Consider the following 21251-nt stretch of genomic DNA (forward strand, 5'->3'; position numbering starts at 1 on the left):
TGGCGGCGCTTGGCCAATACGTGATGGCGCAGCCATTCAGTATTACCCAAGGAGATTTCACCCCACCAAGGGGCATGATTAATCTGGCTAGCGCAGTTTCCAGCTGGTATAAGTTAAGATCAGGTTAAAACTTACGCGATACGACATTGCCGCTATCGGTAATGATTCAGCGTTCCTCCAAAGCGTCGCTGGGCGACGAAAGGAATATGGCCCATCCCCTTTTTTCGGCAGCCGGCCACCTCGTTGCCATCGGCGGTGCCGAAGATAGAACCTCCGATCTCGAAATCCTCAAGAACGTCTTCGCCCTGACCCCTGAAGGTAACCGGGAGGTCGCGGTTATTGCCACGGCCAGCGGCATACCCAAACAGGTCCTGCCCGAATACGAGGCAGCCTTCTCACGCCTGGGCGCGAGCCAGGTCCATTTGCTGGGAATCCGTGACCGTCGGGAAGCCGCCGATGCTGACACGGTGCGCAGGATAGAGAAGAGCGGCATCATCTTTTTTACCGGTGGTGACCAGCTGCGCTTGACCAATGTTCTGGGGGGCTCGCCGGTTCTGAGAGCCGTACGCAAGCGCCTGCAGGACGGCGCGGTAGTGGCTGGCACGAGCGCTGGCGCGGCGGCCATGCCGAGCACCATGATCTACAATGGTGCTGCCGCCGATGCTCTGCGCAAGGGGGCCGTCAATATGACCTCTGGCCTCGGCTTCGTCGACGGTTTGATCATCGACAGCCACTTCCTCGAGCGCGGCCGATTTACCCGCCTGATGGAAGTCGGCGCCAGCAATCCTGAGCACCTGGGGGTGGGGCTGGGCGAAGATGCCGGGGTCATCATGCATCCCCACGGTATTCTCGAAGCCATCGGGCCGGGGCATGTCATCCTCATCGATAGCCTCGACCTGGCGAGCTCGAACATCGCCGATCTTGATATGGGCAAGCCGGTGGCTGTTGAACACATGATCCTGCATGCACTGGTCAGCGGCCATGGATTTGACGTTGAAGCCCGACGTTATCTCGTTCCCCATGAACTCAGTGCTGCCCTCGCGGAGAGTCGATGAATATTATCGAGCATCGAGCTCTGCGCGGACCGAACTATTACAGTCGTTATCCGGCCATCTTCATGCGCCTGGACATCGGTGAGCTCGAAGAGCGGCCGAGCGACCTGGTTCCCGGCATCGTCGAGCGTCTGACAACGCTGTTACCAACCCTGCAGGAGCATCGCTGCTCGATAGGCCGCCCCGGCGGCTTTCTGGCGCGATTGGAGCGCGGTACCTGGGCGGGTCATGTTGTCGAGCATGTCGCCATCGAGCTGCAGAACCTGATTGGTTTTTCGGTGGGCTACGGCAAGACGGTTGATTCCTACGAAACCGGCATCTACAACGTGGTCTACCGTTACCGTGACGAGGCCTGCGGTCTGGCCGCGGGTGTCGAGTCCGTCGATCTCGTCGAGCGATTGTTTCGCGACGCAGAAATCGATTTGCCCGACATCCTGGAGCGCCTCAGACAGGTGCGCGATGCCCACATGCTTGGTCCCTCCACGGCGGCTATCGTCAATGCCGCCACCCAGCGTGGCATCCCCCATGTCCGGCTGAGCGAGGAAAACAGCTATATCCAGTTTGGTCATGGTCATCGGCAGCAGCGTATTCAGGCCACGGTGACCGGCCGTACGGGGCTTGTTGGCTATGGCATTGCCGACGACAAGGAGTGGACCAAGCAGCTACTCGGTGATGCCGGGATTCCGGTGCCCAAGGGGCAGGTGTGTGGCGCCTTCAACGAGGCGCTCGATATTGCCCGTGGCATCGGTTATCCCGTCGCGGTGAAGCCGGTTGTCGGCAACCATGGCCGCGGGGTGAGTACCAACATCGAGGATGACCAGGCACTGAGTGATGCCTTCGATATTGCCTCCCTGCGTCACCCATCGGTAATCGTCGAGCAGTACATCCGAGGCGAGGATCATCGTCTGTTGGTCATCGATGGCAAGCTTGTGGCTGCTGCGAGGCGTCGCCCGGCGCATGTGGTGGGTGATGGGGTCACCACCCTCCAAGGGTTGGTCGATAAGGAAAATCGCGATCCACGTCGCGGTATCGGCCACGAGAACCTGCTCACCCAGATTCAGCTGGATGACCAGTCGCTAAGACTGATCGGCCAGCAGAACCTGACCCTGCAGAGCGTCATCCCGGCCGGTGATATCGTTTATCTCAAGCCCACCGCGAACCTCAGCACCGGGGGCACGGCCACGGACGTCACCGACGATGTCCACCCGGAGGTGCGTTACGTGGCAGAGCGCATCGCTCGGCTGGTGGGGCTGGATATCATCGGTATCGACCTGCTGGCCGAGACCCTGACACTGCCGTTGGAAGAGCAATCTGCCGCCGTGGTCGAGGTCAATGCCGGCCCCGGCTTTCGTATGCACCTTTCACCCACCCACGGGGAGGGCCGCGACGTGGGTCGTCCGGTCATCGATATGCTGTTCCCTGACAGTGAGGCCACTGGACGCATCCCTATTGCGGCGGTCACCGGCACCAATGGCAAGACCACCACGGTGCGGTTGCTCTCGCACCTGCTGCGCCAGGCGGGACGCAGCGTCGGCATGGCCTGTACCGGGACCATCGAGATCGATAACCATGTGATCATGCGCGGTGACTACAGTGGCCCCCAGGCAGCGGCGATCGTCCTGCGTGAGCCCACGGTCGAGTGCGCTGTGCTGGAAGTCGCACGCGGCGGCATCATGCGCCGTGGTCTGGGTTTCGACGAGTGTGATGTGGGCGTGCTGCTCAATATCGCCAGCGACCACCTGGGTGAGCACGACATTCATACCCTCGATGAACTGGCGCGCTGCAAAACGGTGGTCATCGACGCCGTCCGTCAGGGGGGGACGGCGGTGCTTAATGCCGACGATCTACGGGTGCTGGAAGGTCAGGAGTGGGCCCGAGGCGATATCATCTTCTTCACGCTGGACCCCCATTCCCGCCCCGTCCGTCAGCATGTCCGCGAACAGGGCATCGCTTTTACCGTTCACAACGAGCGTATCGTGATGCGCCAGGGTCACGTTGAAGCCGAGGTGATTCCGGTAGTGGACGTGCCGATCACCTTTGAAGGCCATGCGCGCTTCAATGTGGCCAATGCCCTGGCAGCCAGTGCCGCCGCCTATGCGCTGGGCCTGTCGATCGCCGATATCCAGAGGGGCCTGCAGACCTTCCATCCCACGCCGGGTCAGAACCCCGGGCGTACCAACCTGATCGACGCCGACGGCATGAAGGTGCTGATCGACTATGGCCATAACGTCCCGGCGCTAGAGGCGCTGAGCGAACTGGTCGGCTGCATTCCGGCCCGCCGACGCATCAGCGTGGCAAGCGCCCCCGGCAACCGCCGCGACGAAGACCTGTTCACGCTGGGCACTCTGCTGGCCAGGATGCACGATGTCGTCTTTATCTATGAAACCGATGCCCGCGGCAGAACCCCCGGTGATGCTGCTCGCCTGCTGCGCGAAGGGGCCGAATCAATCCCGGGGGACTGCCGTGTCGAGGTCATCATGGAAGAGCAGGAAGCTGTCGACCGGGCCTTTAATGAGGCCGGCGAGGGCGATCTGCTGGTATTGCTGATCGACGATGTCGAGGGCGCCATTGAGCGTATCCGGGGGCGTCGCTTCCAGCCAGCTGCAGCCACGACACCCGACGGTGAGCCGACATGATGCCCGCCAACGCCCAGGACCAACTGCTGACCCTGCTGCGGGTGGGCAGTATCTTCGCACCGGACCCTCTAGAAGCGACCGATATCCTGATTGCCGACGGCCGGATTGCCGCGCTGGGCCGTGATATCGAAATCCCGGTGGGCTGGCCCATCCAGGTGGTGGAGGCACGTCATCTTATCGCCGTGCCCGCCTTTATCGATCAGCACGTCCACGTCACCGGCGGCGGTGGCGAAGGCGGCTGTGGCACCCGCTGTCCGGAAATCACCGCCCACGAAATCGCCTCGATGGGGATTGGCACGGTGGTGGGGGTGCTGGGCACCGACAGCATCAGCCGCTCTCCGGCTGACCTGCTGGCCAAGGTGCGTGGACTCAGGGCCGACGGCATATCGGCCTACATGTACACCGGCGCGTATCGCGTCCCGCCGCCCACGCTGACTGGCGACCTCCAGCGTGATCTGGCCTGGATACCTGAGGTGATAGGCCTAGGCGAAATTGCCATCTCGGACCATCGCTCGAGCCAGCCGCGCCAGGATGAAATCGAACGTATCGTCAGTGATACCCGTGTGGGCGCCATGCTGGCGGGCAAGCGGGGTATCTGCCATTTCCACCTTGGGGACGGTAAGCGGGGCCTGGAACCGCTGCGCAGGTTGCTAACCGAAACCGAAATTCCCGCCGATCAAATCATCCCCACCCATGTCAATCGCCATCCCGCTTTGCTTGAGGAAGCCGCTGCGTACGCGTTCGCCTTCGGTGCCTGTGTCGACGTCACCGCCTTTGAAGAACCCGGCGACGGTCTTTCAGCCTTTGACGCGGTGTCGCGGCTACTCGAGTGCGGTGTTCCCCCCGAGCGCATTACCATGAGCTCCGATTGCAACGGCAGCTTGCCTGAATTCGATACCCAAGGCGCTTACCTGGGCATGAAAGTGGCCCGCAACACGACATTGATTGCGGACTGGCAACGCCTCGTTCGTGACGGTGTACTGCCTATCGAGGCGGCGTTGGGCCTGATTTCAACCAGTGTGGCTCGAGTGCTTGGGTTACATGACATCAAGGGACGAATAGCCATCGGCTTCGATGCCGATGTGGTGCTTCTCGGCAGCGAACTTCAACCGCAACTGACGTTCGTGGCGGGAAAATGTATTTATGACGTGGACCGTGTGAAAAAGAGTGCCGGAGAGTGTTTCAGCACTGATTAGCATGCCGTATGCACATTTTGTAATAAAGGCTTTGACCGGCAACCAAGGGTGAGTGCTAGTATCGGCTCAAGACGACATTGGCGGGCCTACTGTGGCGATGGCCAGGTCGATCCTGTGGCCCAGCGGCGCTGGTTCTTAGTGATCTTTAATGGCGAGTTGCCCGATGACTCAGGTTTCCCTGCCCTTCACTCGTGAAGAGTATGCTAACCGCCTGTGGAAGGTGCGTGCTGAAATGGCCGGTAGAGGCATTGACGTATTGATCGTCAGTGACCCCTCTAACATGGCGTGGCTGACCGGTTACGACGGTTGGTCGTTTTATGTGCATCAGTGCGTTCTGGTGGGTCTTGAGGGCGAGCCGGTGTGGTTTGGTCGCCGCATGGATGCCAATGGCGCACTGCGTACCTGCTGGATTGATCCAGAGAACATCACCTATTACCCGGATTACTACGTCCAGAATCCGGACATGCACCCCATGGAATACCTGGCCCAGTCGATCATGCCCGACCGGGGCTGGCACCTGGGCGTAGTCGGCATGGAAATGGACAACTACTATTTCTCCGCTCAAGCTTACCTGAGCCTTTTGCGTTCATTGCCCCACGCGCGCTTCATGGATGCCAACGCCCTGGTCAACTGGTGTCGGAAGATCAAGTCACCTCAGGAAATTGCCTATATGCGTATTGCCGCCAAGATTGTGGAAGGCATGCATTCGCGTATTCTGGAGGTGATGGAGCCCGGGGTGCCCAAAAGCAAGCTGGTCTCGGAAATTTACCGCGTGGGTATCGAAGGCTGGAAAGACGAAAACGGCAAGGTGTTCGGCGGCGATTATCCTGCCATTGTTCCGATGCTGCCGACGGGTAAAGACGCAGCGGCGCCCCATCTGACCTGGGATGATACGCCGTTTCGTGAAGGCGAAGGCACGTTTTTCGAGATCGCCGGCGTGTTCAAGCGCTACCACGCCCCGATGTCGCGCACGGTCTTTCTGGGCAAGCCGCCGATGGACTTTATCCGTGCGGAGTCGGCGCTGCTGGAAGGCATTGAGAACGGCCTGGCAGTGGCCAAGCCGGGTAATCGTACGGCGGATATTGCCATGGCGCTGGGGGCGGCCATGGATAAATACGGTTTTGACCGCGGCGGCGCTCGCTGCGGTTACTCCATTGGCCTTTCTTACCCGCCCGACTGGGGCGAGCGCACCATGAGTTTGCGTCCCTCGGATGACACTATCCTGGAACCCGGCATGACGTTTCACTTTATGCCCGGCCTGTGGGATGACGACTGGGGACTGGAAATTACCGAAAGCATTTTGATCACCGAAGACGGCTGCGAAACCCTGGCCAATTTTCCGCGCCAGCTGTTTGTTAAGTAAAAGGAAGACACCATGACGATACCCTCCAGCCAACAGCGGCCCAGTCCGATTTCGGCCACCGTGGATTTTGACGCCGACGGCGTGCAGCACGGTTTTTTAAAGCTGCCCATCTCCACCGATGAATCCGCCTGGGGCGCGGTGATGATTCCGGTCACCGTAGTCAAAAACGGTGACGGTCCCACGGCGCTGCTGACCGGTGGTAACCACGGCGACGAGTACGAAGGCATTACCTCGCTGTTGAAGCTGTCTTCAACGCTGAAAGCGGAAGACGTCACCGGGCGGGTGATTATCGTGCCATGCATGAATACCCCGGCTGTCATGGCCGGCAAGCGCACCTCGCCAATGGATAAAGGCAATCTTAATCGCAGCTTCCCGGGTGACCCTAATGGCGGTGTCACCTCTCAAATTGCCGATTACTTCACCCGCGTGCTGGTGCCGATGAGCGATGTGGTACTCGACCTGCACTCCGGCGGCCGCACGCTGGATATCCTGCCGTTTGGCGCCTCTCATGTACTAGACAACAAAGCCCAGCAGCAGGCAGCCCTTGAAGGCGCGAAAGCTTTCGGTGCTCCCTACGCCATGGTGATGTTCGAGCTGGATGCCGAGAAACTTTTCGACACCGCCTGTGAGCGCCAGGGCAAGGTTTTTGTCGCCACAGAGCTTGGGGGCGGCGGCACCTCCACCCCGGAGAGCATCGCCATTACGCAACGCGGCGTGCGCAACTTCCTGATTCACTACGGTCTGGTAGACGGCGAGGTGGAAATGCCCTCGGGCGGGCAGGTGTATCTCGATATGCCCGATGCCAGTTGTTACGTGCAGAGCCAGCACTCTGGCGTGCTGGAGCTGTTGGTCTCGCTGGGTGACGAAGTGACAAAAGGCCAGACACTTGCCTACGTGTACGACATGACCCGCAGCGGCACCGAGCCGGTTGCTTACAGGGCTGAGCGCGACGGTATTCTGATGGCCCGTCGAGCGCCCTCGCTGATCAATATGGGGGACACCCTGGCGGTGATCGCCGATGTTGTTGAGCGCCTGGAGGCGTAACATTCACCGTGATGAAACTTGACCGTTACGATCTGAAAATTCTCGATATCCTCTCCCGCGATGGGCGGATCACCAAGTCGAAGCTGGCCGAAGCGATCAACCTCTCGGTTAGTCCATGCTGGGAGCGGGTAAAGCGCCTGGAAAATGCCGGTATCATTCAAGGTTACAGTGCACGCATTGATACCGACGTGCTGGTGCCGCGCAACCCTGTCTGGGTACAAATCGAGCTCAAGCAGCACAATGCCGACAGCTTTACCCGCTTTGAAGCCCTGGTGATGCAAACCCCGGAAGTCACCGAGTGCGTCGCGGTAGGAGGCGGCGTGGATTACCTCGTCAAGTTCGAGGCGCGCACCATCGATAGCTATCAGCGCCTGATGGACAAGTGGCTGGTCTCGGATGCAGGTATCGAGCGCTACTTTACTTATATTGTGACCAAGACCGTCAAGCAGGAGCCTATCGGCATCGATATTAACGTTTAGTGCTTCAAAAGTTGAAATATTGATATTGCTAGGCACTTGGTCAACGCCAATTCAGCGCTTCGTTGGCTTACTATGAGATAAATGACCTTTATTCACTCACCTAATGGAATACACGCACCTGAATCACCGAGCTATACCGTAAGGCTAAGCTCAAACAACCCGTTCGCCTAACGCAGAGAGAACACGATGTCTTACTTCACCATTGCTGGTGTCCAAATGCATGCCCTGCACCATGGCGATAATACCGAAGCCATGCGTCATCGAGTTGACGCACTCATGACCCGCTTTCCTCAGGTTCAGATGGTGCTGTTCAGTGAGTTAATGCCGATGGGGGCTTCACCCCATCATGCCCAGCCATTGCCCAGTGATACCGAGGCGATGTTTTGTCAACTGGCGTTACAGCATCGCATCTGGTTGATACCTGGTTCCATGTTTGAGCAGGTCGGCGACCATATTTACAACACCTCCGTGGTCATTAATCCCATGGGTCAGGTGGTAGCGCGTTACCGCAAAATGTTCCCGTTCCGTCCCTTTGAAGCCGGTGTGGAAAGCGGCAGCGAATTTGTTGTCTTTGACGTGCCAAACGTCGGGCGCTTTGGCATCTCGATTTGCTACGACATGTGGTTTCCGGAAACGACTCGAACCCTTGCCGCCATGGGCGCTGAGGTCATTCTGCATCCCACCATGACCGATACCATTGATCGGGACCTGGAGCTTTCCATTGCCCGCACCAGCGCGGCGCTCAACCAGTGTTACTTCTTCGATATCAACGGTGCTGGCGCCTTGGGCAACGGCCGCTCAATTGTGGTTGGACCTTCTGGTGATGTCATCCATCAGGCAGGGAGTGGCGAACAAGTAATGCCCATCGAGATTGACCTGAACCGGGTGAGACGCGAACGCGAGAGAGGCCTGCATGGTCTTGGCCAGCCGCTCAAGAGTTTCCGTGACCGGAAGGTGAACTTCTCTATCTATGCAAGCGAAGGCGGCTCTTCACCATTTCTGGATACCTTAGGGCCATTGGTAAAGCCTGCTCGCGCTGACCTTGAGACGCCGCCGGAACATTAATCCCGGCAATGGCCGGCAAAGGGAGACCATCGATGAAATTTCTGTTGGATCTGATGCGTCGGCTATTGCGCCCCGCGCAGAACAATAAGGCCGCTAGCGATGCTATTGAGCCGTCAAGCGCTCCGTCACAGACAACGCTTGATAACACGCGCACTCCTTCCGCCACCCAGGGAGCATCAACCATGAGCAAGATCACCTCCATTGCCGATGTTCGTCGTCACTTTCGCAATAATCAGGAACCGATTTACTTCATATCAGCGACCAACTTCAATCTGTTGGGGATTGGCGACTGGGTGAGCAATTTTCGCCATATCAACTATATAGACTGTTTTGAGGGGCAGCAGCGAAACGTTTTTGTGCCTAAAGAAAAATTCCCGCGCGATTTTGAAGGCATCGAAGATATCAACAACTACCTGCTTGAACACAAGGAAGTGATCGATTTTATTCAGTCGCGATCCAGCGGTGATAACGCCGGTATTGCGTCTTTCCTGATGTTTGATGAGCATACCGAAGAGATCTGCAAGCAACTGGGGCTCAAGATTGCTTTTCCCCCGGCGACGTTACGCCAGCGCATGGATAACAAGATCGAGACGGTGCGCATCGGCAATAAAGCGGGCGTGCCAAGCGTGCCCAATGTACTGGCGAAAGTCGGCAGCTATCAGGAGCTATGTGAGGTCAGTAAAGAGCTCGGCAGCGACCTGGTGGTGCAGACCGCCTTTGGCGACTCGGGGCATACCACCTTTTTCATTGCCAATGAAGAAGACTATTACAAGCACGCCGAAGAGATTGAGGCCGAGCCCGAAGTCAAGATCATGAAGCGGATCAATTGTCGTGGCTCGGCGATAGAAGCCTGCGCCACGCGTTGTGGAACCGTCGTTGGCCCCTTGATGACAGAGCTTGTCGGGTTCAAGACATTGACACCCTACAAGGGCGGCTGGTGCGGCAACGAGATGTTCTCTGGTGCCTTTACCCAGGAAGTACGTGACAAGGCGCGCGACTATACGTTCCAGTTCGGTGAGGCGCTTCGCGAGGAGGGGTATCGCGGCTATTTCGAGCTCGACTTCCTGATCGATATGGATACCGACGACGTCTACCTTGGCGAGCTCAATCCGCGCGTCACCGGCGCCAGTTCACTGACTAACGTGGCGGCGTTCGCTCACTCCGATATCCCGCTGTTCCTTTTCCACTTGCTGGAGTTTTCAGACCTCGACTTCGATCTTGATATCGATGATATCAATGAGCGCTGGGCGCACCCCGAGAGCGTCGATAGCTGGAGTCAGCTGGTGATCAAGCATACCGACGAGAGCGTTGACCTGTTGACTCGGGCCCCAAAGACGGGGGTATGGCGTATCAGTGACGATGGCAGCATCAACTATGACCACTATAGCTACCATCCCCACGCCGCTGAAAACGAGCAGGAAGCCTTCTTTATGCGCATTAGCGGAGCCGGTGATTTCCGCTACGAAGGCGCTGACCTTGGCATTCTGATCACCCGTGGCCGTTTGATGGACGACGATTTCAATCTTAATGAGCGGGCGAAGGCCTGGATCAAAGGCATTCGCGGTGAATATGCTGGTCAAGCGCTGCAAGATCCTGTGGTGGAGGGAGTTGCCGTCAGCCATGCGATTGGCGGTGGCAACTTCAAAATTCTGTGAGTATTGACGGAAAGTTGTCAGCGGGCCGTTCGCCAGGCGTTGAGCTGGACAAGGCGTTGACGTTTCGCACCGTTCATGAAGAGCAGGCGGGACTCAAGTGGCAATCGCTGTTTGATTACCACTGGCCTGCTTATGAACCCTGGTACCTGTCCGAAGGTGAGCGTGAAAGGCCCTCCTATCTGGAGTGCTACAACGCCCTACGTCACTACATGCCGGAGTTGCTGGAAACCTATCGCACCTTGTGCGCACTGACCGGTGGGGGCGACCTGGCGTCGCGGCTGCTCAGTCTGTATCGGCCGCCGCCCTATATCACCGGTTGTTCCCAGGCGGTGTTGGCAAGGCCGTCTTCTACCGTGCTGGCACGCAACTATGATTATCCACCGGAACTGTGCGAGGGCACGATTCTCTACACCCGTTGGAATCAGCGCCGTGTGATCGCCATGTCGGACTGTCTGTGGGGCGTGCTGGATGGGATGAATGATTCGGGGCTTGCCGTTTCCCTGGCCTTCGGTGGGCGCAAGGTGGTGGGGGATGGCTTCGGCGCGCCGATCATTCTGCGCTATATCCTTGAATTCTGCGATACGGTGCCCGAAGCGGCGGCCGTACTCGAGCGGGTGCCCACGCACATGGCTTACAACATTACCGTGACAGACGCCAGTGGGCGCTATGTCACGGCGATGATTGCGCCAGACCGCCGCGCCAATATCCGGCGAGTCGCGGTGGCCACCAATCATCAAAAGAAAATTGAATGGTATGCCCACGCGCTGGCCTCGGAAACGCTGATTCGCGAGCGTCAGCTTTCGATCCTGGTGGACGATGGCGAGACCACTAATGAGCGTCTGATCTCGGCTTTTTCCGCTCCTCCTCTATTTCGCCACGACTACCAGCGTGGCCTTGGAACCGTGTATACCTCTGTGTATTACCCCAAGGAAGGGCTTGTTGAGTTTCGTTGGCCCGGCAGGGTGCTGGATTTGAGTTTCGATAAATTTTGCGAAGAACAAATAATCGTGCGTTACGGCTTACGAGGGCTGTACGGCTGATTGAATCGTTGCCGACGCCAATGCGTTGCTAGATAAATACCGACAAAGGATGGGTGTCGTCATGTCAGAGAATAATCCTACCGAAACGTCCTACACCGCCTTGGGTTTTTATCACAAAATCTCCCAATTGCGTGCCGACACCTGGAATGCACTGAAACGTGACCTGGGTATTTTGACAAGGCTTGAGGATGAGGGCCGCGCCAAGAATCTGGTCAAGGCCATTGACGTTAAACTGACTCGCCTGGAAATCATTGAGGATTATCATGCGTTTCCGTCCAAGGAAGATTTTCGCCACCTGTGGACACTCTTCAACCGGGGGGAGTACGCGCTGCTGGACAAAGTCGTAAAGCGACTGGTAAGAGCCTTGATCAGCGAATCCTACCGCCGTCGCCATGTCGATCTCTCCGAGACGGATGCCGGTTCAGAAGACATGGAAGCACTCGATGCGCTCAATCAGCTGCGCCGCGGACACCCTGCTTCCAACAGTTCGGCACAACCTTATTTCGAGCTGTTGATCGTCGACAACCTCTCCAACCAGGAAGAGGAGGTGGTGCGCGAAGCGTTTCACAATATGCGTCGTCCCGAGGATCGTTTTGTCTATGACGTGGTGACGGTAAAGAGCTTCGAGGATGCATTGATTGCCATCCTGGTCAATCCCAATATTCAGGCCTGCCTGATCCGCTACGAGTTTCCCTACAAGTCAAAGTACAACCTCAGTGCCCTGCGTAATTACCTGGAAGGCCTGTCGGAAAAGGAACTGGAGCATCAAACGGAAGCCGAGCGCAGTATCTTGCTCAGCTCGATGATTCATGAACTGCGTCCCGAGATTGATCAGTTCCTGGTCACCAGTGGCGATGTGGAGGCCACGGCGAGCCGGGACATTCAATATTTCAACCGTATCTTCTACCGTGAAACGGATTATATCGAGCAGCACCACACCATTCTGCGCGCGATCGATAGCCGTTATCGTACCCCCTTCTTTGATGCCTTGCGTGAGTACAGCAAAAAGCCCACAGGGGTGTTTCACGCCATGCCCATTTCCAGGGGTAAGTCGGTGACCCGCTCCCATTGGGCGGGCCACATGATCGACTTCTACGGCATCAATATATTTCTGGCTGAAACGTCGGCGACATCCGGAGGTCTCGACTCTCTGCTACAACCCTTCGGGCCGATTAAAAAGGCGCAAGAGTATGCCGCCCGGGCCTTCGGAGCGCGTCGCAGTTTTTTCGTCACCAATGGCACCTCAACGGCCAACAAGATCGTGGTACAAGCCCTCATCAAGCCGAGGGACATCGTGCTCATCGATCGTGACTGTCACAAGTCGCACCACTACGGCATGGTGCTGGCCGGGGCGCATGTCAGTTATCTGGATTCCTATCCACTCGACGACTACTCCATGTACGGCGCAGTGCCGCTGCGCGACATCAAGAAGACACTGCTTACCTACAAGCGCGCTGGCCAGTTGCACAAGGTCAAGATGCTATTGCTGACCAACTGCACCTTCGATGGCATCGTGTATAACGTACGCCGCGTAATGGAAGAGTGTCTGGCGATCAAGCCTGACCTGGTATTTCTGTGGGACGAAGCCTGGTTCGCTTTCGCTGGCTTCAACCCCACTTATCGGCCGCGTACCGCGATGAACACGGCAAGCACCCTGCGATATCGTTACCGCAGTGAAAGCTATCGTGAAGAATATGCGGCCTGGAAAGCCGAGTTCGACAAGCTCGATCCGGAAGATGATGCGACCTGGCTTGACCAGCGACTGATGCCCGACCCGGATCAGGTACGCATTCGTACCTATGCGACCCATTCGACGCACAAAACGCTGACTTCCTTGCGACAAGGCTCGATGATTCACGTCTGGGATCAGGACTTTCGCCAGAAGGTGGAGGCCTCTTTCCATGAGGCCTACATGACGCATACCTCAACCTCTCCCAATTACCAAATTGTGGCATCGCTGGACGTAGGACGTATGCAGGCGGAAATGGAGGGCTTCGAGCTGGTGCACTCCCAGGTCGAAACGGCGCTGTCCCTCCGCGAACAGCTTTATACTCACCCGTTACTGCAAAAATATTTCCGTGTACTTAAAAATAGCGACATGGTGCCTGAGGCTTATCGTGAGTCGGGTGTCGAGTCCTATTATGACCCGGTGACCGGCTGGAACAAAATGGAGGAAGCCTGGGCACGCGATGAGTTTGTGGTGGACCCTTCCCGCGTGACCATCGCGATCGGCAATACAGGGGTCGATGGCGATACCTTCAAGAACGAATACCTGATGAATAAGTACGGTATTCAGATTAACAAGACATCACGCAATACCGTGCTGTTCATGACCAATATCGGCACGACGCGCGGATCAATTGCCTACCTGTTGGATGTGCTAATGAAGCTGGCTAAGGAGTTCGAGTATCGTCTGGAAGACAGCAGCCGCCCCGAGCGCAAGATCATCGAACAGCAGGTGCATTCCCTGAATCATGATCTGCCCCCGTTGCCTGACTTCAGTCGCTTTCACGATGCCTTTCGTCCGAATGCCGACACGCCCCAGGGCGATATCCGTTGCGCCTACTTCCTTAGTTACGAGGAAGAAAACACCGAATATCTTCGTTTCGATAACGGCAAATTGCAGGCGCAGATGCGTGAGGGACGGGATGTGGTGTCTGCAAGCTTCGTGATCCCCTATCCGCCGGGCTTCCCGGTCTTGGTGCCTGGGCAGGTCATCAGCGAGGAAATTCTCGACTTTCTTCAAGCGCTGGATGTGACCGAGATCCATGGCTACCGGCCGGAGTTAGGACTGGTGGTATTTACCGAGGAGGCACTGCTGAACCCGGCAGACGGCTGAGCCTTGGTATAGGCACTGATGGAGGAGCGCCGCCAGCCAATTAGAGGCGGCGTTGGTATGGCACATCAACGGGAGTATGGTCGCTTATACGGACTTGATTGCGCCCTTCACGCTTCGCCTCGTAGAGTGCACTGTCGGCGGCGATGATGATTTCATCGAGCTTGGTATGGGTATCGACCGGCGCGGTATATCCCCCTGCGCTTATGGTTACCTGTCCTAATGGGCTTTTTTGATGGGCAATTTCCAGGTTCGCGACTTTGCTGCGAATATGCTCCGCGAGTGACCAAGCGCCGTGTGCTGACAGGTGGCTGTCTGAATGTAGGACAAGAAATTCTTCGCCACCAAAGCGGCATACCAAATCCTCTGGACTACAAGCGGAGCGAATGGCGCCGGCAACAGCTTGTAAACAGTTGTCTCCCTCGGCGTGGCCATAATGGTCATTGAAGGGTTTGAAGTAATCGATATCTACAATCACCACGGCAAAACGTTTATGCGCTGTGGGTTGTTTAAACAGCATAGTGGCGTAGTGGACTAAAGCGCGACGATTAGCCAGTCCGGTAAGAGGGTCAAGACGGGATATCTTCTCGAGCTCTGCATTCTGCATCGACAGGGTTTCGCCTAGCCGGTCTGCGTGGACTTTAGCCATATACAGTCTCAGAGATTCAGCTGAAAAACGGTAATTGGCGATGAGCGTCAATACAAATGTGGGTAAGCCAAGAGCTAAATGATTGAGTATGTAATGGCTATCGACGCCCTCTAAAAACCAAATCGTTGTGTAAAGGCAAGCAAACACAAATAGTGAGCCATACACGCTATATTCGAAGGGTGGCGTGATGACAATCGTAATGACTAAAATGAATACGAGTCCTGCATAGAAGTAATCTAGTACGCCGGGAGCCGATGAGCCCAGTAGCACTGCGCACCATACGACAGTTCCCATGCAGACGACGAGAACACCAGCAAGCTCCTTACGGCGAATAGAAACAGGACGCTTGTAATAAAAAAATAAAAAGACGGTTATGGGCCCCACAACCAATGCACGCAATAGCACTGACCGAAAAGTGACATCACGGAGTAAAAAAATATCCACAAAAGTGTAAGAGAAATAGAAAAGCGCCAATACTGTTGTTAACACAAAAAGTGATCGCAAACGCTCGTCGTGGCGATCAAGGTCGTACTGCTCCCGGACCGTTACGTTGCCGATACGCTGGGAGAGCTGTTGAAAATAATCCAGTCGATACACGAGTCCGTCCATGGTGGCCACTAGCGTGAAGACATTGAGTAAGTGAAAGTATTAAATAATATTCATTTTATATCGACTAATGCCACAAAAACTTAAACTGAATCAAAATCTAAAATACATTCCCGGCGACCATCATGATGAGTCCATCATGATGGCTCAGCTTTTTGCGACGTCTCGCCAAAAAAAAGCGTTGGAAAAGCGGTTTTGACAAAAAAACTCGCGTCATACGTCGGTCCTTTCAAAAACACTTCGTGCGCAATCTCCCTTAGGCTAGACACATCGAAACACGACGGCTCAGGGCCGTCATTTTTAATGTGCAACGGCTGTCGCCCACGCCAGGCGTCAACCAGGGGAGGTTTCCATGACCACACTATCGACTACGCTCGCCAAGCGCCTGGAAGACCCGCGCCTTTTCCGTCAGTATGCCTACGTGAACGGCAAGTGGACCCATGGCGAAGGCGGTCGAGAAGAAGCCGTGATTGATCCGGCAACCGGCGAAGCCATTGGCCATATTCCGCTGATGGAAGCCGAACAGATCACCGCGGCGGTTGATGCCGCGGAAGATGCCTTTGTGCAGTGGCGGGCACTACGCGCCGATGAACGCTGCGAGAAACTGCTGGCGTGGTATGACTTGATTCAAGCCAACCGCGAAGATCTGGCCACCATCATGACGCTGGAGCAGGGCAAGCCGTTGCCTGATGCACGTGGTGAAGTCGAGTATGGTGCGAGCTTTGTGCGCTGGTTTGCTGAAGAGGGCAAGCGGACCTACGGTAACACCATTCCCAGCCCGATTCCCAACGCCTCGCTGGGTACCATCAAGGAGCCGGTGGGCATATCGGCAATGATTACGCCATGGAACTTCCCGTTGGCAATGATTACCCGCAAAGCCGCAGCGGCCCTGGCAGCAGGCTGCCCGGTGATCATCAAACCGGCCAACGAGACCCCGTTTTCTGCGCTCGCGCTGGCCGAATTGGCTGAGCGTGCGGGGATTCCGGAAGGCATTTTCAATGTCGTGCTGGGCGATCCCCCCGAAGTGTCCAGGATTCTGTGTTCCGAGCCGCGTATTCGGGCACTGTCGTTTACCGGATCTACCCGCGTCGGACGCATCCTGATCGAGCAAAGCGCCAACACCGTCAAGCGACTCTCATTGGAGTTGGGCGGTAACGCGCCCTTTATTGTCGGTCCGGATATGGATCCCAAGGAAGCAGCCTATGCGGCGGTTGCGGCCAAGTTCCAGACCGCCGGGCAGGACTGCCTCGCCGCCAACCGTATTCTGGTGCACGAATCCATCCACGATGAGTTCGTCGCGCAGTTTGCCGAGCGCATGTCTGCACTCACCGTGGGCAATGGCCTGCAAAGTGAAATAGACCTGGGGCCCTTGATCCATCGCCAAGCGGTAGAAAAAGCCGCCTCCATCGTTGATGACGCTGTCTCTCGCGGCGCCACCATGGTAGCGGGCGATCAGAGCCAGGCACCTGGCGAAAACTTCTTCATGCCCGTGTTGCTGACCGGTGTCACGCCACAGATGAAAGTATGGCGGGAAGAAAACTTCGCCCCGGTTGCCGGTATTACCGCTTACCGCGATGATGATGAAGCGATCGAGATGGCCAACGACACTGAATACGGTCTGGCCGCGTATATCTACACCCACGATATCCGCCGCATCTGGAAGCTGATGCGCGCGCTGGAATATGGCATGGTCAGCGTCAATTCGGTGAAGATGACGGGTCCCCCGGTGCCATTCGGCGGTGTGAAGCAGTCCGGACTTGGCCGTGAAGGCGGTGCTACCGGTATCGATGAATATCTCGAAACCAAGTATTACTGTCTTGGAGCCCTGGGCTCCGTGTCCGGGAGCTAGTCAAAAAAGCTCGCCATATTTTCAACACCCTCCCCGCTGATCGGGGAGGTTTACCGTATAGAGAGAACACTATGAGCTTGCACCAGGATCTGATTGAACGTGATCGCAACGTCACCTTCCACGCATCCACTCATCTGCGCGACTTCGCCCATGGCGATGCCCCGGGGCGCGTAATTACCGGCGGTCAAGGTATCAATATCGTGGATAAAGACGGTCGCGAGTTTATCGACGGCTTTGCCGGGCTTTACTGCGTCAATATTGGCTATGGTCGCACCGAAGTGGCCGAGGCGATTTACAAGCAAGCACTGGAGCTCTCTTACTACCACACCTATGTGGGCCACTCGAATGAACCGCAGATTGAGCTTTCCGAGCAGATTCTGAAAATCGCCGGTATGAACATGTCGAAGGTTTATTACGGCATGTCCGGTTCGGACGCCAACGAAACCCAGCTCAAGATTGTGCGCTACTACAACAACGTGCTGGGTCGCCCACAGAAGAAAAAGGTCATTTCGCGGATGCGGGGCTACCACGGTTCCGGTATTGCATCGGGGTCACTGACCGGTCTGAAAGCGTTCCACGATCATTTCGATCTGCCGATTGAGACCATCCGCCACACCGAAGCACCGCATTACTACCTGCGCGCCGCCGAACAGCACGGCATGTCCGAGCTTGAGTTCTCGGCTTTCTGCGCCGACAAGCTGGAAGCGATGATTCTGGAAGAAGGACCGGACACGGTAGCCGCCTTTATCGGTGAGCCTGTGTTAGGCACCGGCGGCATCGTGCCGCCGCCGGAAGGCTATTGGGACGCGATTCAAACGGTACTGGCCAAGTACGATGTCCTGCTGATTGCCGACGAAGTGGTCTGTGGTTTCGGCCGCACGGGCTCTGATTTCGGCAGCCACCACTACAACATGAAGCCTGATCTGGTGACCATCGCCAAAGGCCTTACCAGCGCCTATCAGCCACTCTCCGGTGTCATTGTAGGCGAGAAAGTCTGGCAGGTACTCGAGCAGGGCACCGGCGAGTATGGCCCCATCGGCCACGGCTGGACCTACTCTGGCCATGCACTGGGCTGCGCGGCCGGACTTGCCAACCTGGCGATCATCGAGCGTGAAAATCTGGTGGGCAACGCTGCCGAAACCGGCGCCTACTTCCAGCAGCAGCTCAAGGCAAACTTCGAGGGCCACCCGCTGCTAGGTGATGTTCGCGGTGTTGGCCTGATGGCGGCGCTGGAGTTCTCACCGGATGCCAAACAGCGCCTGCATTTTGATCCGGCGCTGAAAGTTGGGCCTCGTGTGGCGGCCGCCGCCATGGAAGAGAACCTGATTGCCCGCGCCATGCCCCAGGGCGATATTCTCGGCTTTGCGCCGCCGCTGACCATTAATCGCGGTGAGGTGGACGAGATGATTGGCCGCGCCAAGCGCGCCATCGACCGTGTTACCGATGAGCTGGTGCGCGCAGGCGACCTGAAAACCGGTGAAAAGGAAGCCGCGTTTACGGTCTGATTCGTAGGGCGATAGCCAAAACGCCGCTGCCTGATTCTTGGCAGCGGCGTTTTTGTTTTTCAACGCCTCGACTATGCTAAATACACGCCATAATCCGAGAATCTAAGGAGTTTCCATGCAGCCCGTATTAGCTTTCGATGTATACGGCACGCTGATTGATACCCAGGGGGTTAAGGCTGAGCTTGAAAGACGTCTGCCCGAGCGGGATAAAGCGGCCGAATTTGCCCGCCGTTGGCGCGACAAGCAGTTGGAGTACAGCTTTCGCCATGGCTTGATGGGCGCCTATGTGCCGTTTGTAGAATGCACCCGGGAAGCCTTGGTATTCACCGACCGTGCGTTGCAAACCGGCCTCTCCGACAATGACTATGATCACCTGATGGCGGTTTATGCCGAATTGCCCGCCTTTCCTGATGTCGTGCCAGCGATTGACCAGCTTCGCGATGCCGGTATGCGTTGTGTGGCGTTTTCCAATGGCACGTCTGACGCCGTCTCGGCGCTGCTGAAACGTGCAGGCGTTGACCAGCATATGGATGACGTTGTCAGTGTTGACGATATCAAGCGCTTCAAGCCCGACCCGGCGGTGTATGCGTTTTTAAGGACCCGGTTGGAAACCCGCCCTGAAAATACCTGGCTGATTTCCAGCAATCCTTTTGATGTGATCGGAGCGACCCATGCGGGGTTGCGCAGTGCCTGGGTACGCCGCAGCTCTGATGCCCCCTTCGACCCCTGGGGAATCGAACCCGATATGACGGTCACCGATCTGGAAACCCTGGCTAACCGGCTGCTCAAATAATTGACAAGGAGGAACTATGCGCCCTTTTTATGGGTTGGGAATCGCGGTACTTGGCGGACTGTTGAGCCAGCCGGTTCTTGCCGAGCGTGACAACGGCATTGAACATGTCATCAGTGATTCAGCTTACAGCACCGTCGTGAGGCAGCTTAATACGGCGCTGGAGGATAATGGCCTGAACATTATGGCCACCGTCAATCACGGGCAAAACGCGGCCAACAACGACCTTGAGCTACCGCCTACCATGACGTTTATCTTTGGTAATCCCAAGGTCGGCACCCCCATGATGCAGTGCCAGGGAAGCGTCGCATTGGACCTTCCGCAAAAGATGGTGGTGCGCGAAACCGACGACGGCGTGCGTCTGGAGTGGAACGACCCTCACTATCTTGCTGAACGCCATGGTTTGGAAGAGTGCGATCTGCCCCTCGGTAATGTGGCGGATGTGCTACGTGACGTCGCAGAGAGCGCTGCTCAGTAAAACTGTCGAACCTTGGTCAAGTCACATTGTCCAGGTGGCGTGGCAAAGCGCATAATACGCAAGCGTTCAATGACTCAGGGTATAAGCATGTCAGAAAAAATCTATTGTGTGGCGGGTTTCAAGCCCAAGCCCGGTAAAGAAGAAGCGGTGTTTAAAGCGCTGCAGGCGTTAGAACCCAATGCGCATCGCGAAGATGCCTGCATCCACTACACCGTGACGCGACAGATCGATAACCCCTTTGCTCAGGGCACCAGCTACCCGATCGTTTTCCACGAAATTTGGGCCAGCCGCGAAGAGTTTGAAGCCCACTGCCAGCGCAAGGAAATCCAGGATTTTTTTGCCCAGCACGTTGAAGCACCCGATGGCGATATCGAAGATGCCAACGTGTGTGTGTACACCGACGAGCCCTGGGACTTCGACGCGCCATACGTGTAGCTTAAAGGTGTAGAATAAGGTTGAGTCAATACGCAAACGGAGAGGAGCCAATATGGCCGAGCAAAAAATGAACGTTGAAAGCTTTAACCTGGACCATACCAAGGTGAAAGCGCCCTATATCCGTTTAGCTGATATCAAAGAAGGCGAAAACGGAGATCGTATTCATAAATACGACCTGCGCATTTGCCAGCCCAATAAAGGCCATATGGACATGCCTGCGCTGCATTCGCTGGAGCACCTGCTGGCCGAAAAATCGCGCAACCACACCGATAAAGTGGTGGATATCAGTCCGATGGGCTGCCAAACCGGCTTTTATATCGCGATGATCAACCACGATGACTACGATGAAGTGGTGTCCATTGTCGAGAAAACGCTAAACGATGTGCTGGAAGCTACCGAAGTGCCTGCCTGCAACGAAATGCAGTGTGGCTGGGCAGCGAGCCATAGCCTGGAAGGTGCTCAGGAGCTTGCCAAAGCCTTGCTGGAAAAACGTAGCGAGTGGACTGAAGTGTTTGCCTGAGTGGTAAAAGGAAGCAGAAGTAAAGGCTGTTAGCCAAGCGCCTCCTGACGGGA

The 21251-nt window shown here is 56.6% G+C and carries 17 protein-coding genes; 16 read left to right on the forward strand and 1 reads right to left on the reverse strand.

Annotated features, from left to right (window positions below):
• Nucleotides 1–206: 206 nt before the first annotated feature.
• The 10 genes from QC816_RS00855 to QC816_RS00900 all read left to right on the forward strand — a co-directional run bounded on the left by QC816_RS00855 (nucleotide 207) and on the right by QC816_RS00900 (nucleotide 14369).
• Nucleotides 207–1055: a cyanophycinase gene (locus QC816_RS00855; RefSeq protein ID WP_233337273.1), complete on the forward strand. Its 849-nt coding sequence runs from the start codon at nucleotides 207–209 to the stop codon at nucleotides 1053–1055.
• Complete coding sequence (gene cphA, locus QC816_RS00860) at nucleotides 1052–3688, forward strand: cyanophycin synthetase (RefSeq protein ID WP_268901953.1); 2637 nt, start codon at nucleotides 1052–1054, stop codon at nucleotides 3686–3688. The genes QC816_RS00855 and cphA overlap by 4 nt, the downstream gene beginning before the upstream one ends.
• A complete protein-coding gene (gene iadA / locus QC816_RS00865) occupies nucleotides 3685–4884 on the forward strand; it encodes a beta-aspartyl-peptidase (RefSeq protein ID WP_309780576.1) in 1200 nt (399 codons plus the stop codon). The genes cphA and iadA overlap by 4 nt, the downstream gene beginning before the upstream one ends.
• Before the next feature lie 163 nt (nucleotides 4885–5047).
• Nucleotides 5048–6247 (forward strand): ectoine hydrolase DoeA, encoded by a 1200-nt coding sequence (gene doeA, locus QC816_RS00870; protein ID WP_085917164.1) that lies wholly within the window; start codon nucleotides 5048–5050, stop codon nucleotides 6245–6247.
• Between the two features lie 12 nt (nucleotides 6248–6259).
• A complete protein-coding gene (gene doeB / locus QC816_RS00875) occupies nucleotides 6260–7291 on the forward strand; it encodes a N(2)-acetyl-L-2,4-diaminobutanoate deacetylase DoeB (RefSeq protein WP_085917165.1) in 1032 nt (343 codons plus the stop codon).
• A gap of 8 nt (nucleotides 7292–7299) precedes the next feature.
• Entirely contained in the window at nucleotides 7300–7770 is a 471-nt protein-coding gene (locus QC816_RS00880) for an Lrp/AsnC family transcriptional regulator (RefSeq protein WP_085917166.1), read from the forward strand.
• A gap of 186 nt (nucleotides 7771–7956) precedes the next feature.
• Complete coding sequence (locus QC816_RS00885) at nucleotides 7957–8835, forward strand: carbon-nitrogen hydrolase family protein (protein ID WP_264823598.1); 879 nt, start codon at nucleotides 7957–7959, stop codon at nucleotides 8833–8835.
• A 32-nt stretch (nucleotides 8836–8867) separates the two neighbouring features.
• Complete coding sequence (locus QC816_RS00890) at nucleotides 8868–10490, forward strand: biotin carboxylase (protein ID WP_233337272.1); 1623 nt, start codon at nucleotides 8868–8870, stop codon at nucleotides 10488–10490.
• A 56-nt stretch (nucleotides 10491–10546) separates the two neighbouring features.
• Nucleotides 10547–11530, forward strand: a complete 984-nt coding sequence (locus QC816_RS00895; RefSeq protein ID WP_268901956.1) for a C45 family autoproteolytic acyltransferase/hydrolase — start codon at nucleotides 10547–10549, stop codon at nucleotides 11528–11530.
• A gap of 61 nt (nucleotides 11531–11591) precedes the next feature.
• Nucleotides 11592–14369, forward strand: coding sequence for an aminotransferase class I/II-fold pyridoxal phosphate-dependent enzyme (locus QC816_RS00900; RefSeq protein ID WP_085917168.1), 2778 nt, complete (start codon nucleotides 11592–11594; stop codon nucleotides 14367–14369).
• Nucleotides 14370–14409: 40 nt separating this feature from the next.
• Here the strand turns inward: QC816_RS00900 and QC816_RS00905 are convergent, their stop codons facing one another.
• Nucleotides 14410–15612 (reverse strand): GGDEF domain-containing protein, encoded by a 1203-nt coding sequence (locus QC816_RS00905; protein ID WP_199283924.1) that lies wholly within the window; start codon nucleotides 15610–15612, stop codon nucleotides 14410–14412.
• A 361-nt stretch (nucleotides 15613–15973) separates the two neighbouring features.
• Between QC816_RS00905 and QC816_RS00910 the strand changes: the two genes are divergently transcribed.
• From QC816_RS00910 to QC816_RS00935, 6 genes are all read left to right on the forward strand, one after another.
• Nucleotides 15974–17470, forward strand: a complete 1497-nt coding sequence (locus QC816_RS00910) for an NAD-dependent succinate-semialdehyde dehydrogenase (protein WP_309780577.1) — start codon at nucleotides 15974–15976, stop codon at nucleotides 17468–17470.
• Between the two features lie 71 nt (nucleotides 17471–17541).
• On the forward strand, nucleotides 17542–18975 hold the full coding sequence (locus QC816_RS00915; protein WP_264823596.1) for an aminotransferase: 1434 nt from the start codon (nucleotides 17542–17544) through the stop codon (nucleotides 18973–18975).
• A gap of 115 nt (nucleotides 18976–19090) precedes the next feature.
• Complete coding sequence (locus QC816_RS00920; RefSeq protein WP_085917172.1) at nucleotides 19091–19768, forward strand: haloacid dehalogenase type II; 678 nt, start codon at nucleotides 19091–19093, stop codon at nucleotides 19766–19768.
• Between the two features lie 16 nt (nucleotides 19769–19784).
• Nucleotides 19785–20243, forward strand: a complete 459-nt coding sequence (locus QC816_RS00925) for a DUF302 domain-containing protein (protein WP_264823594.1) — start codon at nucleotides 19785–19787, stop codon at nucleotides 20241–20243.
• Nucleotides 20244–20330: 87 nt separating this feature from the next.
• Nucleotides 20331–20678 (forward strand): putative quinol monooxygenase, encoded by a 348-nt coding sequence (locus QC816_RS00930; protein ID WP_309780578.1) that lies wholly within the window; start codon nucleotides 20331–20333, stop codon nucleotides 20676–20678.
• 52 nt (nucleotides 20679–20730) lie between these two features.
• Nucleotides 20731–21198, forward strand: a complete 468-nt coding sequence (locus QC816_RS00935; protein ID WP_085917175.1) for an S-ribosylhomocysteine lyase — start codon at nucleotides 20731–20733, stop codon at nucleotides 21196–21198.
• Nucleotides 21199–21251 lie beyond the last annotated feature (53 nt).

It is taken from the genome of Vreelandella janggokensis (assembly GCF_031451615.1).
Lineage (GTDB): Bacteria > Pseudomonadota > Gammaproteobacteria > Pseudomonadales > Halomonadaceae > Vreelandella > Vreelandella janggokensis.

What these genes read in the sequence shown, in the direction of transcription:
- QC816_RS00855 (WP_233337273.1), top strand. Translation starts at nt 207, where the DNA reads ATGGCCCATCCCCTTTTTTCGGCAGCCGGCCACCTCGTTGCCATCGGC.
- cphA (WP_268901953.1), top strand. Translation starts at nt 1,052, where the DNA reads ATGAATATTATCGAGCATCGAGCTCTGCGCGGACCGAACTATTACAGT.
- iadA (WP_309780576.1), top strand. Translation starts at nt 3,685, where the DNA reads ATGATGCCCGCCAACGCCCAGGACCAACTGCTGACCCTGCTGCGGGTG.
- doeA (WP_085917164.1), top strand. Translation starts at nt 5,048, where the DNA reads ATGACTCAGGTTTCCCTGCCCTTCACTCGTGAAGAGTATGCTAACCGC.
- doeB (WP_085917165.1), top strand. Translation starts at nt 6,260, where the DNA reads ATGACGATACCCTCCAGCCAACAGCGGCCCAGTCCGATTTCGGCCACC.
- QC816_RS00885 (WP_264823598.1), top strand. Translation starts at nt 7,957, where the DNA reads ATGTCTTACTTCACCATTGCTGGTGTCCAAATGCATGCCCTGCACCAT.
- QC816_RS00890 (WP_233337272.1), top strand. Translation starts at nt 8,868, where the DNA reads ATGAAATTTCTGTTGGATCTGATGCGTCGGCTATTGCGCCCCGCGCAG.
- QC816_RS00900 (WP_085917168.1), top strand. Translation starts at nt 11,592, where the DNA reads ATGTCAGAGAATAATCCTACCGAAACGTCCTACACCGCCTTGGGTTTT.
- QC816_RS00910 (WP_309780577.1), top strand. Translation starts at nt 15,974, where the DNA reads ATGACCACACTATCGACTACGCTCGCCAAGCGCCTGGAAGACCCGCGC.
- QC816_RS00915 (WP_264823596.1), top strand. Translation starts at nt 17,542, where the DNA reads ATGAGCTTGCACCAGGATCTGATTGAACGTGATCGCAACGTCACCTTC.
- QC816_RS00920 (WP_085917172.1), top strand. Translation starts at nt 19,091, where the DNA reads ATGCAGCCCGTATTAGCTTTCGATGTATACGGCACGCTGATTGATACC.
- QC816_RS00925 (WP_264823594.1), top strand. Translation starts at nt 19,785, where the DNA reads ATGCGCCCTTTTTATGGGTTGGGAATCGCGGTACTTGGCGGACTGTTG.
- QC816_RS00930 (WP_309780578.1), top strand. Translation starts at nt 20,331, where the DNA reads ATGTCAGAAAAAATCTATTGTGTGGCGGGTTTCAAGCCCAAGCCCGGT.
- QC816_RS00935 (WP_085917175.1), top strand. Translation starts at nt 20,731, where the DNA reads ATGGCCGAGCAAAAAATGAACGTTGAAAGCTTTAACCTGGACCATACC.